A 14,099-nucleotide genomic window follows, 5' to 3' on the forward strand; every position below is an offset into this window, starting at 1 on the left:
CCCGCGCCCCGTGGCCCGCGCCGCGACGCCCGGTAAGGAGTAGAAAAGATGCTGCAACCGAAACGGACGAAGTTCCGCAAACAGCACAAGGGCCGGATTCACGGCGAAGCCAAGGGCGGGTTCAACCTGAACTTTGGCTCCTTCGCCCTGAAAGCCACCGAGCCCGAGCGTGTGACCGCGCGGCAGATCGAAGCGGCCCGCCGCGCGATCACCCGCCACATGAAGCGTCAGGGTCGTGTCTGGATCCGCATTTTCCCGGATGTGCCGGTGTCGTCGAAGCCGACCGAAGTGCGGATGGGTAAAGGCAAGGGTTCTGTCGATTTCTGGGCAGCCCGCGTCCATCCCGGCCGGATCATGTTCGAGATCGACGGCGTGAACGATGTCATCGCGCGTGAGGCCCTGCGCCTTGGTGCGATGAAGCTGCCGATCAAGACCCGCGTTGTCGCCCGCGAAGACTGGTAAGTCCCGCGCGCCACGGCGTCACTGACAGGCTTTGCCCCCGCCGGGAAACCGGCGGGGGCTTGCATTTCCGGGCAACCCAGAAATGAGTTGCCATTGCTGGCTCTGCGCTGTATGTGCGGGCCTTCATCACGAAACTCCACCGGAATCAGGGTGGCCCTGTGCAACAGGGGCTCTCCGGTGATGTTGAAAGGAAGAAGCGTCATGGACGCCCAAGAACTGAAGTCGAAAACGCCCGACCAGCTGAAAGATCAGCTGGTTGCGCTGAAAAAAGAAGCGTTCAACCTGCGCTTTCAGCAGGCCACCGGCCAGCTGGAAAGCACGGCGCGCATGCGTGTCGTCCGTCGTGACGTCGCCCGCGTGAAAACGATTCTGAACCAGAAAGCGGCTGAAGCCGCGGCCTCGAACTAAGGAGCCCGGTCCATGCCCAAACGCATTCTGCAAGGCCGCGTCACCAGCGACAAGAACGAACAGACCGTCACCGTTCTGGTCGAACGCCGCTTCAAGCACCCCGTGCTGCACAAGATTGTGCGCTCGTCGAAGAAATACCGCGCACATGACGCGGATAACCAGTTCAAGATCGGTGACACCGTTCGCATCATCGAATGCGCGCCGATCTCGAAGACGAAACGCTGGACTGTCCTGACGGACGAAACTGCTTCGGCATAAGTCCATCATCACAGATCAGAAATGATCGAAACCCTGGGGCCTAGTCCCCAAAGGTCGGGAGAAACCAAATGATCCAGATGCAGACCAATCTGGATGTTGCTGATAACTCTGGCGCTCGCCGGGTTCAGTGCATCAAGGTTCTGGGTGGTTCGCACCGTCGCTATGCGTCGGTGGGCGACATTATTGTCGTGTCCGTGAAGGAAGCCATCCCGCGGGGCCGGGTTAAAAAAGGCGATGTCCGCAAGGCCGTTGTCGTCCGCACCGCAAAAGAAGTCACCCGTGAAGACGGCACCTCGATCCGCTTCGACCGCAATGCCGCCGTCATCCTGAACAATCAGGGCGAACCGGTCGGCACCCGTATCTTCGGGCCGGTCGTTCGTGAGCTGCGCGCGAAGAACTTCATGAAGATCATCTCGCTTGCGCCGGAGGTGCTGTAATGGCTGCCAAGCTGAAAAAAGGCGACACCGTCGTCGTTCTGGCCGGCAAGGACAAGGGCAAGCAGGGTGAAATCGCCTCTGTCATGCCCAAGGACAACAAGGCCATCGTGGAAGGCGTGAACGTCGCCATCCGTCACACCAAACAGTCGCAGAACAGCCAGGGCGGGCGTGTGCCGAAAGCCATGCCGATCGACCTGTCGAACCTGTCGCTGCTGGACAAGAACGGCAAAGCGACGCGCGTCGGCTTCCGCGAGGAAGACGGCAAGAAAGTGCGCTTCGCCAAGACCACGGGAGACGTGATCTGATGCTGGACGCAACCAAATACACGCCGCGTCTGCGCACGCAGTTCCGCGACACGATCAAGGCCGCTCTGAAAGAAGAGTTCGGCTACAAGAACGACATGCAGATCCCGCGTCTGGACAAGATCGTCCTGAACATGGGCGTCGGCGAAGCCGTCAAGGACACCAAAAAGGTCAAGCAGGCGGCTGAAGAGCTGTCGCTGATCGCGGGTCAGAAGGCCGTCATCACCCACGCGAAAAAGTCGATTGCAGGCTTCCGTGTGCGTGAAGAAATGCCGCTTGGCTGCAAGGTGACCCTGCGCGGCGACCGCATGTACGAGTTTCTTGACCGCCTGATCAACATCGCACTGCCCCGCGTCCGCGACTTTCGCGGCGTGAAAGCGACCTCGTTCGACGGTCGCGGCAACTATGCGATGGGCCTGAAAGAACACATCGTGTTCCCGGAAATCAACTTCGACAAGGTCGACGAAGTTCTGGGGATGGACATCATCATCTGCACCAACGCGAAGACCGACGCGGAAGCGAAAGCGCTGTTGAAACACTTCAACATGCCGTTCAGCGCCTGATCGCGGAGGGAAAGAGATATGGCAAAGAAATCCATGGTCGAGCGCGAGAAGAAGCGCGAGCACCTCGTCAAGAAGTTCGCCTCCAAGCGCGCTTCGCTGAAAGAGATCATCAACGATCAGTCCCTGCCGATGGAAGAGCGGTTCAAGGCTTCGCTGAAGCTGGCCGAACTGCCGCGCAATTCGTCGGCGACGCGCCTGCACAACCGGTGCCAGCTTACCGGTCGTCCGCATGCGTATTACCGCAAACTGAAACTGTCGCGGATCATGCTGCGCGAGCTTGGCTCGCACGGTCAGATCCCCGGCCTGGTCAAGTCCAGCTGGTAAGGGGGAACAGAGCATGATGAACGATCCGCTCGGCGATATGCTGACCCGCATCCGCAACGCGCAGATGCGTGGCAAGTCCACCGTCCGCACCCCGGCCTCCAAGCTGCGTGCCTGGGTCCTGGACGTGTTGAAAACCGAAGGTTACATCCGCGGCTACGAGGAAGTGACCACGACCGAAGGCCACAAAGAGCTGGAAATCGGTCTGAAATACCACGACGGCACTCCGGTTATCCGCGAGCTGTCGCGTGTTTCGAAGCCTGGCCGCCGTGTTTACACCGGCGCGAAGGAAATCCCGCAGGTCCGTCAAGGTCTGGGCGTCTCGATCGTCTCGACCCCGAAGGGCGTCATGTCGGATGCAGCGGCTCGCAACGCCAATGTTGGCGGCGAAGTCCTCTGCACCGTATTCTAAGGAGGGCAGAATGTCTCGGATTGGTAAAAAACCGGTCGAACTGCCCAAGGGCGTGACGGCCGAGATCAAAGGTCAGACCATCGAAGTGAAGGGGCCGAAAGGCGCCCGGACCTTTACGGCGACCGATGATGTGGATCTGGTGCTGGAAGATGGTTTTGTTGCGGTCAAGCCGCGCGGAACCTCGAAACGTGCGCGCCAGCAATGGGGGATGACCCGCTCGATGGTCGAGAACCTGACGGTGGGCGTGTCCACCGGGTTCAAGAAAGAGCTGGAAATCCAGGGTGTGGGTTACCGGGCCACCATGCAGGGCAAAGACCTGAAATTGGCTCTGGGCTATTCGCATGACGTGATTTTCGCGGTGCCGGAAGGCGTCACGATCACGGCGCCCAAGCAGACTGAAATCGTTGTGGAAGGCATGGATCAACAGCTTGTTGGTCAGGTTGCTGCAAACATCCGCGAGTGGCGCAAGCCCGAGCCGTATAAAGGCAAGGGCATCCGCTACAAGGGCGAGTATGTCTTCCGCAAGGAAGGCAAGAAGAAGTAAGGGGCGCATGAAATGGCACTGAAAAAGCAAGAGCTGTTCCAGAAGCGCCGCCTGCGCGTGCGGAACAAACTGCGTGCGATGTCCAATGGACGTCCGCGCATGTCGATCCACCGGTCCTCGAAGAACATCTTTGTTCAGGTGATCGACGATCTGAAGGGCGTGACCCTGGCCTCGGCCAGCACGCTGGAAAAAGACCTGGGCCTGATCGGCAAGAACAATGTCGAGGCTGCGGCCAAGATCGGTTCGACCATCGCCGAGCGTGCGAAAGCCGCTGGCGTGGAAGAAGTCGTGTTCGACCGCGGCGGCTTTATCTTTCACGGCAAGGTCAAGGCTCTGGCCGACGCCGCCCGTGAAGGTGGTCTGAAGTTCTGATCCTGCGGGTGGCGCGTCCTTCATGGGGCGCGCCATCCCGATGATCCGGGGGCTGTCTGCCCACCTGGATTGAGTATGACGGCGCGGGACACGCGCCAGCGAAGAAGGAATGCCTCATGGCAGAACGTGACAATCGCCGGGGCGGTCGCAACGACCGCGACGAGAACCCGGAATTCCAGGATCGCCTGGTCGCGATCAACCGCGTGTCGAAGACCGTCAAGGGCGGCAAGCGGTTCGGCTTTGCGGCGCTTGTCGTCGTGGGCGATCAGCGCGGCCGCGTCGGTTTCGGCAAGGGCAAGGCCAAAGAGGTCCCCGAGGCGATCCGCAAGGCGACCGAGCAGGCGAAACGCAACATGGTTCGCGTGCCGCTGCGCGATGGCCGCACCCTGCACCATGACATCGAAGGTCGTCATGGCGCCGGCAAGGTGATCATGCGCACCGCCGTTCCGGGCACCGGCATCATCGCCGGCGGTCCGATGCGCGCCGTGTTCGAGATGCTGGGCGTTCAGGACGTCGTGGCCAAGTCGCAGGGGTCGCAAAACCCCTACAACATGATCCGCGCCACTCTGGATGGTCTGAAGAAAGAATCGAGCCCCCGTTCGGTCGCAGCACGTCGCGGCAAAAAGGTGGCGGACATCCTGCCTTCGGCCTCGAATTCGAGCGACAAGCCGGCTGACGCCGCTGTCGAAGCGTAAGGAGACCGAGATATGGCAACCATCGTCGTCAAGCAGATCGGCAGCCCGATCCGCCGCCCCGCCATCCAGCGCGCAACGCTGAAAGGTCTGGGCCTGAACAAGATGAACCGCACCCGCGAGCTGGAAGACACTCCGGCCGTGCGCGGCATGGTCAACAAGATCCCGCATCTTGTGACCATCATCGAAGAAAAGAACTGAGCCTTTCAGGCCAGTGCTGAAACGCCCCGCTTTGCGGGGCGTTTTTGTTTGTGGGGCCTAGTCGCGGTCGCGGCAGGCATAGACCGCCCCGCCGACCGCTACGACGCTGACCGCGGCCCCTGCCGCCAGTGCGGGTGATGCGGCCACCGTCGCCGCCGCCCCGCCAAGCGAGCCAAGTGCACCCGAGACCGCATTCCCTGACCCGCTGAGGATCACCGCGCCTGACCCGTCGGGCAGGGCGCGCAGCCCCGCCATCGTGCCCCGTGCCGCAGCCGAGGTCAGCGCACCTGCCGCCGACCGGGTCTGGTTCACCCGCTCGCACAGGGACGCCGAGGGCTGGCGGCAGCGGCCCCAGCTGTCGCGCGTGCCCAGATCATAGCCCATGACCGACTCGGTCCCCTCATCGAATCGCAGGCAGAACGGGCGCCGCTCGTCATCGGACAGCTCGGGGGTCAGGCTGCGCAGCACCACATAGCTGGGACAGTCGTGGCGGCCCAGTTTTGTTGCCAGCAATTCGCGGCGGCTCCAGGTTTCGCCCAGACGCGGCTCGTCGGTGTCATAGCCCATCACCACGTCGCGGTCATTGATGCGCGCCGTGCACAGTGTCGGTTCGGCCTGCGCCGCCGTCATCGTCAGGGCAGAGGCCGCCAGAGCGGCAGAGATCAGGATGGGGATGCGCATGGGGCTTACCTGCTTGCGGAAGGGTCGGGTTTTGCCTAGCAAGCCGGGCGCGCGGCTCAAGACACAACTCGGTGTGAGACGCGCAAAGATGGGGCGCTGTTGCAGGCCCGTCTTGAAAGCGGGGCGAGTTCCGCGTATAGGCGCCCGGTGTCCACCCGATCCTGTCGGGCGCGCATGATCAACAAGCAAGAAAAGCCGTGTCCGTCCTGTTCGCTTCGGGGGCGCGTCCGGCAAAGGAGAAGCGATATGAAACTGCATGAAATCCGCGACAATGATGGCGCGAACCGCACGAAAAAGCGCGTCGCGCGTGGTCCCGGCTCGGGCAAGGGTAAAACCGCCGGCCGTGGTATCAAGGGTCAGAAGTCGCGCTCGGGCGTGGCCATCGGTGGTTACGAAGGCGGCCAGATGCCGCTGTATCGCCGCCTGCCCAAGCGCGGCTTTACCAAGCCGAACGCGAAATCCTTCGCGGTTGTGAACCTGGGCCAGATTCAGGTCTTCATCGACGCGGGCAAGATCGACGCCACCGCCGAGCTGACCGAGGACGCGCTGGTCGCATCGGGTCTGGTGCGCCGCAAGCTGGACGGCATCCGTCTGCTGGCCAAGGGTGAGCTGAAGGCCGGTCTGACCATCGCCGTCACCGGCGCGTCGAAAGCCGCCATCGAGGCGGTCGAGAAGGCCGGCGGCAAGGTCTCGCTGCCCGCGGCACCTGCGGCAGCCGAATAAGCTGTTGAACGGGGCGCCTCTGCCCCATAGATAGCATCTAGGTTTTCAGGCGCCGCCGGTCCCCGCGAAAACGGGTCGGCGGCGCTGTCATGACACGGGACGGAACAGCATGGCGTCAGCCGCAGAACAGATGGCCGCGAACCTCTCCTGGGGTCAGCTTGGCCGGGCCACGGAACTTCGCCAGCGGATCTGGTTCACGATCGGGCTGCTGATCATGTATCGGATCGGCACCTATATCCCGGTTCCGGGCATCGACGGCGCCGCGCTGCGCAACTTCATGGATCAGGCATCCTCGGGGATCGGCGGCATGCTGTCGATGTTCACCGGCGGCGCGCTTGGCCGGATGGGCGTCTTTGCGCTTGGCATCATGCCCTATATCTCGGCCTCGATCATCGTCCAGCTTCTGACCTCGATGGTGCCCACACTGGAGCAGCTGAAGAAAGAGGGCGAGCAGGGCCGCAAGAAGATCAACCAGTACACGCGCTATGGCACGGTCCTGCTGGCGCTGTTTCAGGCGTACGGTCTGGCGCGCAGCCTTGAGGCGGGCGGTCTGGCGCATGAGCCGGGGCTGTTCTTTCAGGCATCGGTCGTCATCACGCTGGTCGGCGGCACCATGTTCCTGATGTGGCTGGGCGAGCAGATCACCGCGCGCGGCGTCGGCAACGGCATCTCGCTGATCATCTTCGTGGGTATTCTGGCCGAGATCCCGGCCGCGCTGGCGACCTTCTTCCAGCAGGGCCGCACGGGTGTCATCTCGACCCCGGTGATCCTGTTCGTGATCTTTGGTCTGATCGGCATCATCGCCTTCGTGGTCTTCATGGAGCGGGCGCTGCGAAAGATCCGCATCCAGTATCCCCGGCGTCAGGTCGGCATGAAGGTCTATGACGGGCAAAGCAGCCACCTGCCGGTCAAGGTCAACCCGGCGGGCGTCATCCCGGCGATCTTTGCCAGCTCGCTGTTGCTGCTGCCGATCACCATCTCGACCTTTTCGGGCAACGAGACGGGGCCGGTCATGTCGCTGGTGCTGGCCTATTTCGGACCCGGACAGCCGCTGTATCTGCTGTTCTTCGCAGCGATGATCATCTTCTTCACCTATTTCTACACGCAGAACGTGTCGTTCAAGACCGATGACGTGGCTGACAACCTCAAGAATCAAGGCGGGTTCGTTCCGGGTATCCGTCCGGGCAAGCGGACGCAGGAATATCTGGATTACGTCGTGAACCGCCTTCTTGTGATCGGTTCGGGCTATCTGGCGCTGGTCTGCCTGCTGCCCGAGGTGCTGCGCGATCAGTTCTCGATCCCGGTCTATCTGGGCGGCACCTCGGTTCTGATCGTGGTTTCGGTGACAATGGACACGATCAATCAGGTCCAGAGCCATCTTCTGGCCCATCAATACGAGGGTCTGATTGAGAAGTCCCAGCTTCGTGGTAAACGGAAGCCGGGGACGCCCAAGCCGCGCCGCACACCTTCGCGGCGCTGAGCAAGACGTCTGAAGACAGGCCCGAAAAAGGGCCGCCGAGGGGGACAGCCATGACGATCAACATCATTCTTCTGGGGCCGCCGGGTGCGGGCAAGGGCACGCAGGCCGGCCGGCTGGTCGAAGAGCGGGGGCTGATGCAGCTGTCGACCGGCGACATGCTGCGCGCGGCCCGGTCCTCGGGGACCGAGATGGGCAAGCGCGTGGCCGAGGTCATGGACCGGGGCGAGCTGGTCACCGACGAGATCGTCATCGGCCTGATTCGCGAACAGCTTGCCACCGGCGCCAAGGGGTTCATCTTTGACGGCTTTCCGCGCACGCTGGCGCAGGCCGATGCCCTGTGTGCGCTGCTGGCCGAGACGGGCATGACCCTTGATGCCGTCATCGAACTGCAGGTCGATGATGAGGCGCTGGTGGGCCGCATCGTCAAACGCGCCGAGGATTCGCGCGCGGCGGGTCAGCCCGTGCGCCGCGACGACACGCCCGAGGTGTTTACCGACCGGCTGCGGGAATATTACAAGAAGACCGCCCCGCTGATCGGCTATTACTATGCCAAGAAGAACCTCTATCCCATCGACGGCATGGCCGACATGGGCGAGGTGGCCCAGCAGATTTCTGCGGTGCTGGACGGCAAATAGGCACGCGACAGGCCGCGCGGGCAGATGCTTGACGCGGCCTTGACGTCGCTGTATGCCGCAAACTCTCGCGAGAGAATCACATGCTTTGCGCATGTGGATCATCGACTGGCCCGAAGGCATGGCTTTCGGGCCTTGCGTTGTGAAAAAAGGTTCCGGCGTTACGGAACCGCAACTGAAAAGGATTACGCGTGGCTCGTATTGCTGGCGTCAACATTCCGACGGGGAAACGTGTCCCCATCGCTCTGACCTATATCCACGGCATCGGCTCGATGTTTGCCGGACAGATCTGCGAAGCGACTGGCATCGACCAGACGCGCCGCATCAACGATCTGTCGGATGCCGAAGTTCTGGCCATCCGCGAATATATTGATGCCAATCTGACCGTCGAGGGCGATCTGCGCCGCGAAGTTCAGATGAACATCAAGCGCATGATGGATCTGGGCTCGTATCGTGGTCTTCGTCACCGTCGCGGCCTTCCGGTCCGTGGCCAGCGCACGCACACCAATGCGCGCACCCGCAAGGGCCCGGCCAAGCCGATCGCCGGCAAGAAGAAATAAGGGGCAAGCGACATGGCACGTGACAAGACCCGCATGAAGCGCAAGGAACGCAAGAACATCGCCACCGGCGTTGCTCATGTGAATTCCAGCTTCAACAACACCAAGATCCTGATTTCCGACGTTCAGGGCAATGCGATTGCCTGGTCCTCGGCCGGCACGATGGGCTTCAAGGGGTCGCGCAAATCGACGCCTTACGCCGCCCAGATGGCTGCCGAAGATGCTGGCCGCAAGGCGCAGGAACACGGCGTCCGCACGCTGGACGTGGAAGTGCAAGGCCCCGGTTCGGGCCGCGAATCGGCTCTGCGCGCGCTGGCTGCTGTTGGTTTCAACATCACCGCCATCCGCGACGTGACGCCGATCGCCCATAACGGCTGCCGCCCGCCCAAGCGTCGGCGCGTCTGACCCCGGATCATACTTCGCCGGATCGCGCAGTCCCTGCGCGGTCCGGGCATTCGCATTTCACCTCGGGCGTTTCCGGCCACGGTCATGGGCCGGGAACAGGTATGGAGGCACACCCATGATCCACAAGAACTGGGCCGAACTGATCAAGCCGACGCAGCTGGTTGTCAAGCCGGGCGCTGACGCGACCCGGACTGCCACGCTGATCGCGGAACCGCTGGAGCGGGGCTTTGGCCTGACGCTGGGGAACGCGCTGCGCCGGGTGCTGATGTCGTCGCTGCAAGGTGGCGCGATCACCTCGGTGCAGATCGACAACGTCCTGCACGAGTTCAGCAGCGTTCCGGGCGTCCGCGAGGACGTGACCGACATCGTGCTGAACCTCAAGGGCGTCACGCTCAAGATGGATGTCGAAGGCCCCAAGCGTCTGACGCTGTCGGCCAAGGGTCCGGGCGAGGTCAAGGCGGGCGACATTCAGGAGACCGCAGGCATCACGATCCTGAATCGTGAGCATGTGATCTGTCATCTGGATGACGGCGCCGAGATGAGCATGGAACTGACCGTGCAGACGGGCAAGGGCTATGTCGCCGCTGACAAGAACCGTCCCGAGGATGCGCCCATCGGGCTGATCCCGATCGACGCGATTTTCTCGCCGGTCAAGCGCGTCAGCTACGAAGTGCAGCCCACCCGCGAGGGGCAGGTTCTGGACTATGACAAGCTGACGATGAAGATCGAAACCGACGGCTCGCTGACCCCCGAGGACGCCGTGGCCTATGCCGCGCGCATCGTTCAGGATCAGCTGTCGGTGTTCGTGAACTTCGACGAGCCGGAATCGGCAAGCCGCCAGGACAGCGACGACGGGCTGGAATTCGACCCGCGCCTGCTGAAGAAGGTGGACGAGCTGGAGCTGTCGGTCCGTTCGGCCAACTGCCTCAAGAACGACAATATCGTCTATATCGGCGATCTGATCCAGAAGACCGAAGCCGAAATGCTGCGGACCCCGAACTTTGGCCGCAAATCCTTGAACGAGATCAAGGAAGTGCTGTCGGGCATGGGCCTGCATCTGGGCATGGACGTGGTCGACTGGCCGCCGGAAAACATTGAGGATCTGGCCAAGCGTTTCGACGACCAGTTCTGAGAAAACGGCGGGGGGCAACCCCCGCTGACTGCCGGGCATCTGCCCCAAGGAGAGTGGCCCGCACGCATGGGCTGCCGGACAAAGCAAAACACGCTGTAGGAGAATATCATGCGTCACGCTCGCGGCTATCGCCGCCTCAACCGCACTCACGAACACCGCAAGGCGCTGTTCGCCAACATGTCGGGCTCGCTCATCGAGCACGAGCAGATCAAGACCACCTTGCCGAAAGCCAAGGAACTGCGTCCGATCGTCGAGAAACTGATCACGCTGGCCAAGCGCGGTGATCTGCATGCGCGCCGTCAGGCGAACTCGCAGCTGAAGCAGGACATGCACGTCGCCAAGCTGTTCGACGTTCTGGGCGAGCGTTACAAGGACCGTCAGGGCGGCTATGTCCGCATCCTGAAAGCCGGTTTCCGCTATGGTGACATGGCGCCGATGGCGATCATCGAACTGGTCGACCGCGACCCCGCCGCAAAAGGCGCGGCTGACCGCACCCGTCTGGATGCGGAAATGGCAGCCGACGACGAATAAGCTCTGCCCGAAAGGGCCCGGCTGTTGCGAATCACCCGCCCCGCCATCAGATATGGCGGGGCTTTTGCTTGTCCGCTGGGGGCGTATTGTCGTCGTCTGTGGCCGCGGCGCGCGCCTCGATCGCGGCAAGCGCCTGCGCATACTCGCTCTCGTTGAGCTTGCCGGCGGTCAGAAGTGCCTGCAATTGCTGCCGGGCCGTAGGGGTGTTCGATCTTTTGCCCATCTGCACCTGCTCACAAAAAAAGCTGTACGTATTAACATGCTGGAAACATTATTCAGGCACCGGTAGTTTGTGCATTGACCGATACAATTCCAATTTGTCTATAAAGTCATGTCATCCAGAGCAGATATCAATTCAGGGTTGCGAAAACTGGGGAAACTCTCCCGGTCCGGGTATTTTGTCGGGCTTCATATCCGGTTTGCAGCGCCACTCATGCAGTTCCAGACCTATCCGCAGGAATGGGCTGATTTTTACTCTCAGCACGGGTATGCGCTTCGCGATCCGACGATTGCCTGGGGGTTTTCCACGACCGGCTCGTGCCGTTGGTCGGCGCTGCCGATCCCCGATCCGTTCAACATCCTTGCGGATGCGGCAAGCCATGGGCTGACCTATGGGCTGACCGTGGCGCATGGTCCCATCACGTCTCGCACCATCGCCAGTTTCGCGCGCGATGACCGCGAGCTTACCGACGCCGAGATCGCCGAGATCGAGGCCGTGATCAGACGGCTCCATGATATTACAGAGCCGCCTGCGAGCCTCACAAAGGCTCAGAAAGAGGCCCTTCGTTGCATCGCGGAGGGCGATCGTCATGCAGCAGCGGCCGCCAAACTTGGCATCACCGAAAGCGCGTTCAAGGCAAGGCTGATCTCTGTCCGCGAGCGTCTGAAGGCGCGGACAACAGCCGAAGCGCTGCAACGGGCAAAGGAATACCGCTTGCTGTAGCACAGGTCGCCAGCAGTTCCGCGAGGCGGTGTAGGGCGCCCACACCCCCCCAAGGAGAAACTTCAATGCAGACGACCACACTCTCTTTTGCCAATTTGCACAACCACGGCGAGTTATTCGCAAACCTGTTTCGCGCGAGAAAGCAAAGCTTCATCGTGCAGAAAAACTGGGATTTGCCCGAAGTCGACGATATGGAATTTGATCAATACGACACACCGCAAAGCCGGTGGATCGCGATTCACGATATGGGAGAGGTCCTTGCGGGAATCCGGCTGACGCCGACGACGGCACGCTGCGGGGTCTACAGCTACATGATCCGCGATGCACAGCAGGGATTGCTGGGCGGTTCGATCCCGCAGGATCTGCTTGATGGCCCGGCGCCGGTGGATGCGCAGACATGGGAATGCTCGCGCGTCTTCGTCAGCCACTCGATTCCGCAGATGTACCGGCGCAAGGTGCATTTCCAGATGGTCGAGGCGATGACCTCGTCGGCACGCGAACAGGGGGCGACGCGGCTGATCGCGCTGACCGGCTCGAACTGGCCGCGCTGGTACGGGCGCTGCGGGCTGAGCGCCGAAGCCCTGGGACGGGTCATGCGGATCGACGACGGCGACTTTCAGTGCGTGTCGATCAATCTGACGGGCAAGATGCACTGACCCGCGCGTGCGAGAGGGCTGTTCGGCGGGGCAGGGCGGGCCTAGGATGGTCCCGTCATGCCCGATCTTTTCGACTCGCTTTCCGACCCCGCCCCGCCAGCCGGCCGCGCCCCGCGGCCGCTGGCCGACCGTATCCGGCCCGCGCGGCTGTCCGAGGTCATCGGGCAGGCGCGGGTTCTGGGCCCCGAGGGGCCGCTTGGCGCCATGCTGGCGTCGGGCAGCCTGTCGTCGCTGATCCTGTGGGGCCCGCCGGGGGTCGGCAAGACGACCATCGCCCGGCTGCTGGCCGCCGAGACGGATCTGCATTTTGTCCAGATCAGCGCCATCTTCACCGGCGTTCCCGAATTGCGCAAAGTGTTCGAGGCCGCCCGCCTGCGCCGCGGGCAGGGCAAGGGCACGCTGCTGTTCGTCGATGAGATCCACCGCTTCAACAAGGCGCAGCAGGACGGGTTTCTGCCGCATATGGAGGATGGCACCATCCTTCTGGTCGGCGCCACGACCGAAAACCCCTCATTCGAGCTGAACGCCGCGCTTCTGTCGCGCGCGCAGGTGATCGTGCTGGAACGGCTGAGCCTTGCCGATCTGGAACTGCTGGCGCAGCGGGCCGAGCGTGATCTGGGCCGCAAGCTGCCGCTGACCCCGCAGGCCCGCGACGCGCTGTTCGAGATGTCGGACGGCGATGGCCGCGCCTGCCTGAACCTGATCGAACAGGTCGCGGCGTGGAAGGTCAGCGCCCCGCTGGACCGGGATGCCATGGCGCAGCGCCTGATGCGGCGGGCGGCGAAATACGACAAATCGGGCGATGAGCATTACAACCTGATCTCGGCTTTGCACAAATCGGTGCGCGGCAGCGACCCGGACGCGGCGCTTTACTGGTTTGCGCGGATGCTGGAGGGGGGCGAGGACCCCCGCTATCTGGCCCGCCGCATCACCCGGATGGCAATCGAGGACATCGGGCTGGCCGACCCGGCCGCGTCGCGGCACTGTCTGGATGCCTGGGCCATGTATGAGCGGCTTGGCAGCCCCGAGGGCGAGTTGGCGCTGGCGCAGGCGGTGATCTATCTGGCGCTGGCGCCCAAATCGAACGCGGGCTACGCCGCCTACAAGGGCGCGCGGGCCGAGGCGCGGCGCAGCGGCAGCCAGATGCCGCCCGCCCATATTCTGAACGCGCCGACCAAGCTGATGAAGGATCAGGGCTATGGCGCGGGCTATGCCTATGACCACGAGGCCGAGGATGCCTTCAGCGGCCAGAACTATTTCCCCGACGGCATGAAGCGCCCGGTCCTCTATATCCCGGTCGAGCGCGGGTTTGAACGAGAGCTGAAAAAGCGGCTGGACTGGTTCGTCAGCCAGCGCCTGAAGCGGGGCGGTTGACTTTGCGCGGCGC

Annotated in this window: 24 protein-coding genes; 22 read left to right on the forward strand and 2 right to left on the reverse strand. The window is 62.6% G+C overall.

Features of this window, described 5'->3' with window-relative positions; translation table 11 throughout:
- The first annotated feature begins 48 nt into the window (after positions 1-48).
- From rplP to rpmD, 12 genes are all read left to right on the forward strand, one after another.
- Positions 49-462 carry a 50S ribosomal protein L16 gene (gene rplP, locus ACK41U_RS14605; protein WP_409681556.1) on the forward strand — a complete coding sequence of 138 codons (414 nt, stop codon included), beginning with the start codon at positions 49-51 and terminating at the stop codon, positions 460-462.
- A 201-nt stretch (positions 463-663) separates the two neighbouring features.
- Positions 664-870, forward strand: coding sequence for a 50S ribosomal protein L29 (gene rpmC / locus ACK41U_RS14610; RefSeq protein WP_409681558.1), 207 nt, complete (start codon positions 664-666; stop codon positions 868-870).
- A gap of 12 nt (positions 871-882) precedes the next feature.
- The gene (gene rpsQ, locus ACK41U_RS14615; protein WP_409681560.1) at positions 883-1,128 is read left to right on the forward strand and encodes a 30S ribosomal protein S17; all 246 of its coding nucleotides are present in this window, start codon (positions 883-885) and stop codon (positions 1,126-1,128) included.
- Between the two features lie 68 nt (positions 1,129-1,196).
- Entirely contained in the window at positions 1,197-1,565 is a 369-nt protein-coding gene (gene rplN / locus ACK41U_RS14620; protein ID WP_090746457.1) for a 50S ribosomal protein L14, read from the forward strand.
- The gene (gene rplX, locus ACK41U_RS14625; protein WP_409681562.1) at positions 1,565-1,870 is read left to right on the forward strand and encodes a 50S ribosomal protein L24; all 306 of its coding nucleotides are present in this window, start codon (positions 1,565-1,567) and stop codon (positions 1,868-1,870) included. Before rplN ends, rplX begins: the two co-directional genes overlap by 1 nt.
- Positions 1,870-2,430: a 50S ribosomal protein L5 gene (gene rplE / locus ACK41U_RS14630; RefSeq protein ID WP_409681564.1), complete on the forward strand. Its 561-nt coding sequence runs from the start codon at positions 1,870-1,872 to the stop codon at positions 2,428-2,430. Before rplX ends, rplE begins: the two co-directional genes overlap by 1 nt.
- Before the next feature lie 18 nt (positions 2,431-2,448).
- Complete coding sequence (gene rpsN / locus ACK41U_RS14635; protein WP_409681566.1) at positions 2,449-2,754, forward strand: 30S ribosomal protein S14; 306 nt, start codon at positions 2,449-2,451, stop codon at positions 2,752-2,754.
- Between the two features lie 16 nt (positions 2,755-2,770).
- Positions 2,771-3,163, forward strand: coding sequence for a 30S ribosomal protein S8 (rpsH, locus tag ACK41U_RS14640; RefSeq protein WP_409681568.1), 393 nt, complete (start codon positions 2,771-2,773; stop codon positions 3,161-3,163).
- Between the two features lie 10 nt (positions 3,164-3,173).
- On the forward strand, positions 3,174-3,707 hold the full coding sequence (gene rplF / locus ACK41U_RS14645; protein ID WP_409681570.1) for a 50S ribosomal protein L6: 534 nt from the start codon (positions 3,174-3,176) through the stop codon (positions 3,705-3,707).
- Positions 3,708-3,719: 12 nt separating this feature from the next.
- Positions 3,720-4,079 carry a 50S ribosomal protein L18 gene (gene rplR / locus ACK41U_RS14650; RefSeq protein WP_045982153.1) on the forward strand — a complete coding sequence of 120 codons (360 nt, stop codon included), beginning with the start codon at positions 3,720-3,722 and terminating at the stop codon, positions 4,077-4,079.
- Positions 4,080-4,195: 116 nt separating this feature from the next.
- Positions 4,196-4,774 carry a 30S ribosomal protein S5 gene (gene rpsE / locus ACK41U_RS14655; protein ID WP_409681573.1) on the forward strand — a complete coding sequence of 193 codons (579 nt, stop codon included), beginning with the start codon at positions 4,196-4,198 and terminating at the stop codon, positions 4,772-4,774.
- 12 nt (positions 4,775-4,786) lie between these two features.
- Positions 4,787-4,972 (forward strand): 50S ribosomal protein L30, encoded by a 186-nt coding sequence (gene rpmD / locus ACK41U_RS14660; RefSeq protein ID WP_409681575.1) that lies wholly within the window; start codon positions 4,787-4,789, stop codon positions 4,970-4,972.
- A 57-nt stretch (positions 4,973-5,029) separates the two neighbouring features.
- Here rpmD and ACK41U_RS14665 read toward each other — a convergent pair whose 3' ends face one another.
- Positions 5,030-5,653 carry a hypothetical protein gene (locus ACK41U_RS14665; protein ID WP_409681577.1) on the reverse strand — a complete coding sequence of 208 codons (624 nt, stop codon included), beginning with the start codon at positions 5,651-5,653 and terminating at the stop codon, positions 5,030-5,032.
- Between the two features lie 246 nt (positions 5,654-5,899).
- Here ACK41U_RS14665 and rplO point away from each other — a divergent pair, with 246 nt between their 5' ends.
- The 7 genes from rplO to rplQ all read left to right on the forward strand — a co-directional run bounded on the left by rplO (position 5,900) and on the right by rplQ (position 11,113).
- Complete coding sequence (gene rplO / locus ACK41U_RS14670) at positions 5,900-6,376, forward strand: 50S ribosomal protein L15 (protein ID WP_409681579.1); 477 nt, start codon at positions 5,900-5,902, stop codon at positions 6,374-6,376.
- A gap of 109 nt (positions 6,377-6,485) precedes the next feature.
- Positions 6,486-7,856, forward strand: coding sequence for a preprotein translocase subunit SecY (secY, locus tag ACK41U_RS14675; RefSeq protein ID WP_409681581.1), 1,371 nt, complete (start codon positions 6,486-6,488; stop codon positions 7,854-7,856).
- 50 nt (positions 7,857-7,906) lie between these two features.
- Complete coding sequence (locus tag ACK41U_RS14680; protein WP_409681583.1) at positions 7,907-8,491, forward strand: adenylate kinase; 585 nt, start codon at positions 7,907-7,909, stop codon at positions 8,489-8,491.
- Positions 8,492-8,679: 188 nt separating this feature from the next.
- Complete coding sequence (gene rpsM, locus ACK41U_RS14685) at positions 8,680-9,048, forward strand: 30S ribosomal protein S13 (RefSeq protein ID WP_409681585.1); 369 nt, start codon at positions 8,680-8,682, stop codon at positions 9,046-9,048.
- 12 nt (positions 9,049-9,060) lie between these two features.
- Positions 9,061-9,450, forward strand: coding sequence for a 30S ribosomal protein S11 (gene rpsK, locus ACK41U_RS14690; protein WP_409681587.1), 390 nt, complete (start codon positions 9,061-9,063; stop codon positions 9,448-9,450).
- 115 nt (positions 9,451-9,565) lie between these two features.
- Positions 9,566-10,582, forward strand: a complete 1,017-nt coding sequence (locus ACK41U_RS14695; protein ID WP_409681589.1) for a DNA-directed RNA polymerase subunit alpha — start codon at positions 9,566-9,568, stop codon at positions 10,580-10,582.
- A 108-nt stretch (positions 10,583-10,690) separates the two neighbouring features.
- Positions 10,691-11,113: a 50S ribosomal protein L17 gene (gene rplQ, locus ACK41U_RS14700; protein WP_409681591.1), complete on the forward strand. Its 423-nt coding sequence runs from the start codon at positions 10,691-10,693 to the stop codon at positions 11,111-11,113.
- Between the two features lie 46 nt (positions 11,114-11,159).
- On the opposite strand, the gene ACK41U_RS14705 is transcribed toward rplQ, so the two are convergent.
- Positions 11,160-11,336 (reverse strand): hypothetical protein, encoded by a 177-nt coding sequence (locus ACK41U_RS14705; protein ID WP_409681592.1) that lies wholly within the window; start codon positions 11,334-11,336, stop codon positions 11,160-11,162.
- A 108-nt stretch (positions 11,337-11,444) separates the two neighbouring features.
- On the opposite strand from ACK41U_RS14705, the gene ACK41U_RS14710 reads away from it, so the two are divergent.
- The 3 genes from ACK41U_RS14710 to ACK41U_RS14720 all read left to right on the forward strand — a co-directional run bounded on the left by ACK41U_RS14710 (position 11,445) and on the right by ACK41U_RS14720 (position 14,086).
- Positions 11,445-12,056, forward strand: coding sequence for an autoinducer binding domain-containing protein (locus tag ACK41U_RS14710; RefSeq protein ID WP_409681594.1), 612 nt, complete (start codon positions 11,445-11,447; stop codon positions 12,054-12,056).
- A 65-nt stretch (positions 12,057-12,121) separates the two neighbouring features.
- Positions 12,122-12,712, forward strand: coding sequence for an acyl-homoserine-lactone synthase (locus ACK41U_RS14715; RefSeq protein WP_409681596.1), 591 nt, complete (start codon positions 12,122-12,124; stop codon positions 12,710-12,712).
- Positions 12,713-12,769: 57 nt separating this feature from the next.
- Positions 12,770-14,086 (forward strand): replication-associated recombination protein A, encoded by a 1,317-nt coding sequence (locus ACK41U_RS14720; protein ID WP_409681598.1) that lies wholly within the window; start codon positions 12,770-12,772, stop codon positions 14,084-14,086.
- Positions 14,087-14,099: the final 13 nt, after the last annotated feature.

The organism is Paracoccus sp. (in: a-proteobacteria), from assembly GCF_046289755.1.
Lineage (GTDB): Bacteria > Pseudomonadota > Alphaproteobacteria > Rhodobacterales > Rhodobacteraceae > Paracoccus.

Coding starts and splice junctions, on each gene's coding strand:
- rplP (WP_409681556.1), top strand. CDS start 49: ATGCTGCAACCGAAACGGACGAAGTTCCGCAAACAGCACAAGGGCCGG.
- rpmC (WP_409681558.1), top strand. CDS start 664: ATGGACGCCCAAGAACTGAAGTCGAAAACGCCCGACCAGCTGAAAGAT.
- rpsQ (WP_409681560.1), top strand. CDS start 883: ATGCCCAAACGCATTCTGCAAGGCCGCGTCACCAGCGACAAGAACGAA.
- rplN (WP_090746457.1), top strand. CDS start 1,197: ATGATCCAGATGCAGACCAATCTGGATGTTGCTGATAACTCTGGCGCT.
- rplX (WP_409681562.1), top strand. CDS start 1,565: ATGGCTGCCAAGCTGAAAAAAGGCGACACCGTCGTCGTTCTGGCCGGC.
- rplE (WP_409681564.1), top strand. CDS start 1,870: ATGCTGGACGCAACCAAATACACGCCGCGTCTGCGCACGCAGTTCCGC.
- rpsN (WP_409681566.1), top strand. CDS start 2,449: ATGGCAAAGAAATCCATGGTCGAGCGCGAGAAGAAGCGCGAGCACCTC.
- rpsH (WP_409681568.1), top strand. CDS start 2,771: ATGAACGATCCGCTCGGCGATATGCTGACCCGCATCCGCAACGCGCAG.
- rplF (WP_409681570.1), top strand. CDS start 3,174: ATGTCTCGGATTGGTAAAAAACCGGTCGAACTGCCCAAGGGCGTGACG.
- rplR (WP_045982153.1), top strand. CDS start 3,720: ATGGCACTGAAAAAGCAAGAGCTGTTCCAGAAGCGCCGCCTGCGCGTG.
- rpsE (WP_409681573.1), top strand. CDS start 4,196: ATGGCAGAACGTGACAATCGCCGGGGCGGTCGCAACGACCGCGACGAG.
- rpmD (WP_409681575.1), top strand. CDS start 4,787: ATGGCAACCATCGTCGTCAAGCAGATCGGCAGCCCGATCCGCCGCCCC.
- ACK41U_RS14665 (WP_409681577.1), bottom strand. CDS start 5,653: ATGCGCATCCCCATCCTGATCTCTGCCGCTCTGGCGGCCTCTGCCCTG.
- rplO (WP_409681579.1), top strand. CDS start 5,900: ATGAAACTGCATGAAATCCGCGACAATGATGGCGCGAACCGCACGAAA.
- secY (WP_409681581.1), top strand. CDS start 6,486: ATGGCGTCAGCCGCAGAACAGATGGCCGCGAACCTCTCCTGGGGTCAG.
- ACK41U_RS14680 (WP_409681583.1), top strand. CDS start 7,907: ATGACGATCAACATCATTCTTCTGGGGCCGCCGGGTGCGGGCAAGGGC.
- rpsK (WP_409681587.1), top strand. CDS start 9,061: ATGGCACGTGACAAGACCCGCATGAAGCGCAAGGAACGCAAGAACATC.
- ACK41U_RS14695 (WP_409681589.1), top strand. CDS start 9,566: ATGATCCACAAGAACTGGGCCGAACTGATCAAGCCGACGCAGCTGGTT.
- rplQ (WP_409681591.1), top strand. CDS start 10,691: ATGCGTCACGCTCGCGGCTATCGCCGCCTCAACCGCACTCACGAACAC.
- ACK41U_RS14705 (WP_409681592.1), bottom strand. CDS start 11,336: ATGGGCAAAAGATCGAACACCCCTACGGCCCGGCAGCAATTGCAGGCA.
- ACK41U_RS14710 (WP_409681594.1), top strand. CDS start 11,445: ATGTCATCCAGAGCAGATATCAATTCAGGGTTGCGAAAACTGGGGAAA.
- ACK41U_RS14715 (WP_409681596.1), top strand. CDS start 12,122: ATGCAGACGACCACACTCTCTTTTGCCAATTTGCACAACCACGGCGAG.
- ACK41U_RS14720 (WP_409681598.1), top strand. CDS start 12,770: ATGCCCGATCTTTTCGACTCGCTTTCCGACCCCGCCCCGCCAGCCGGC.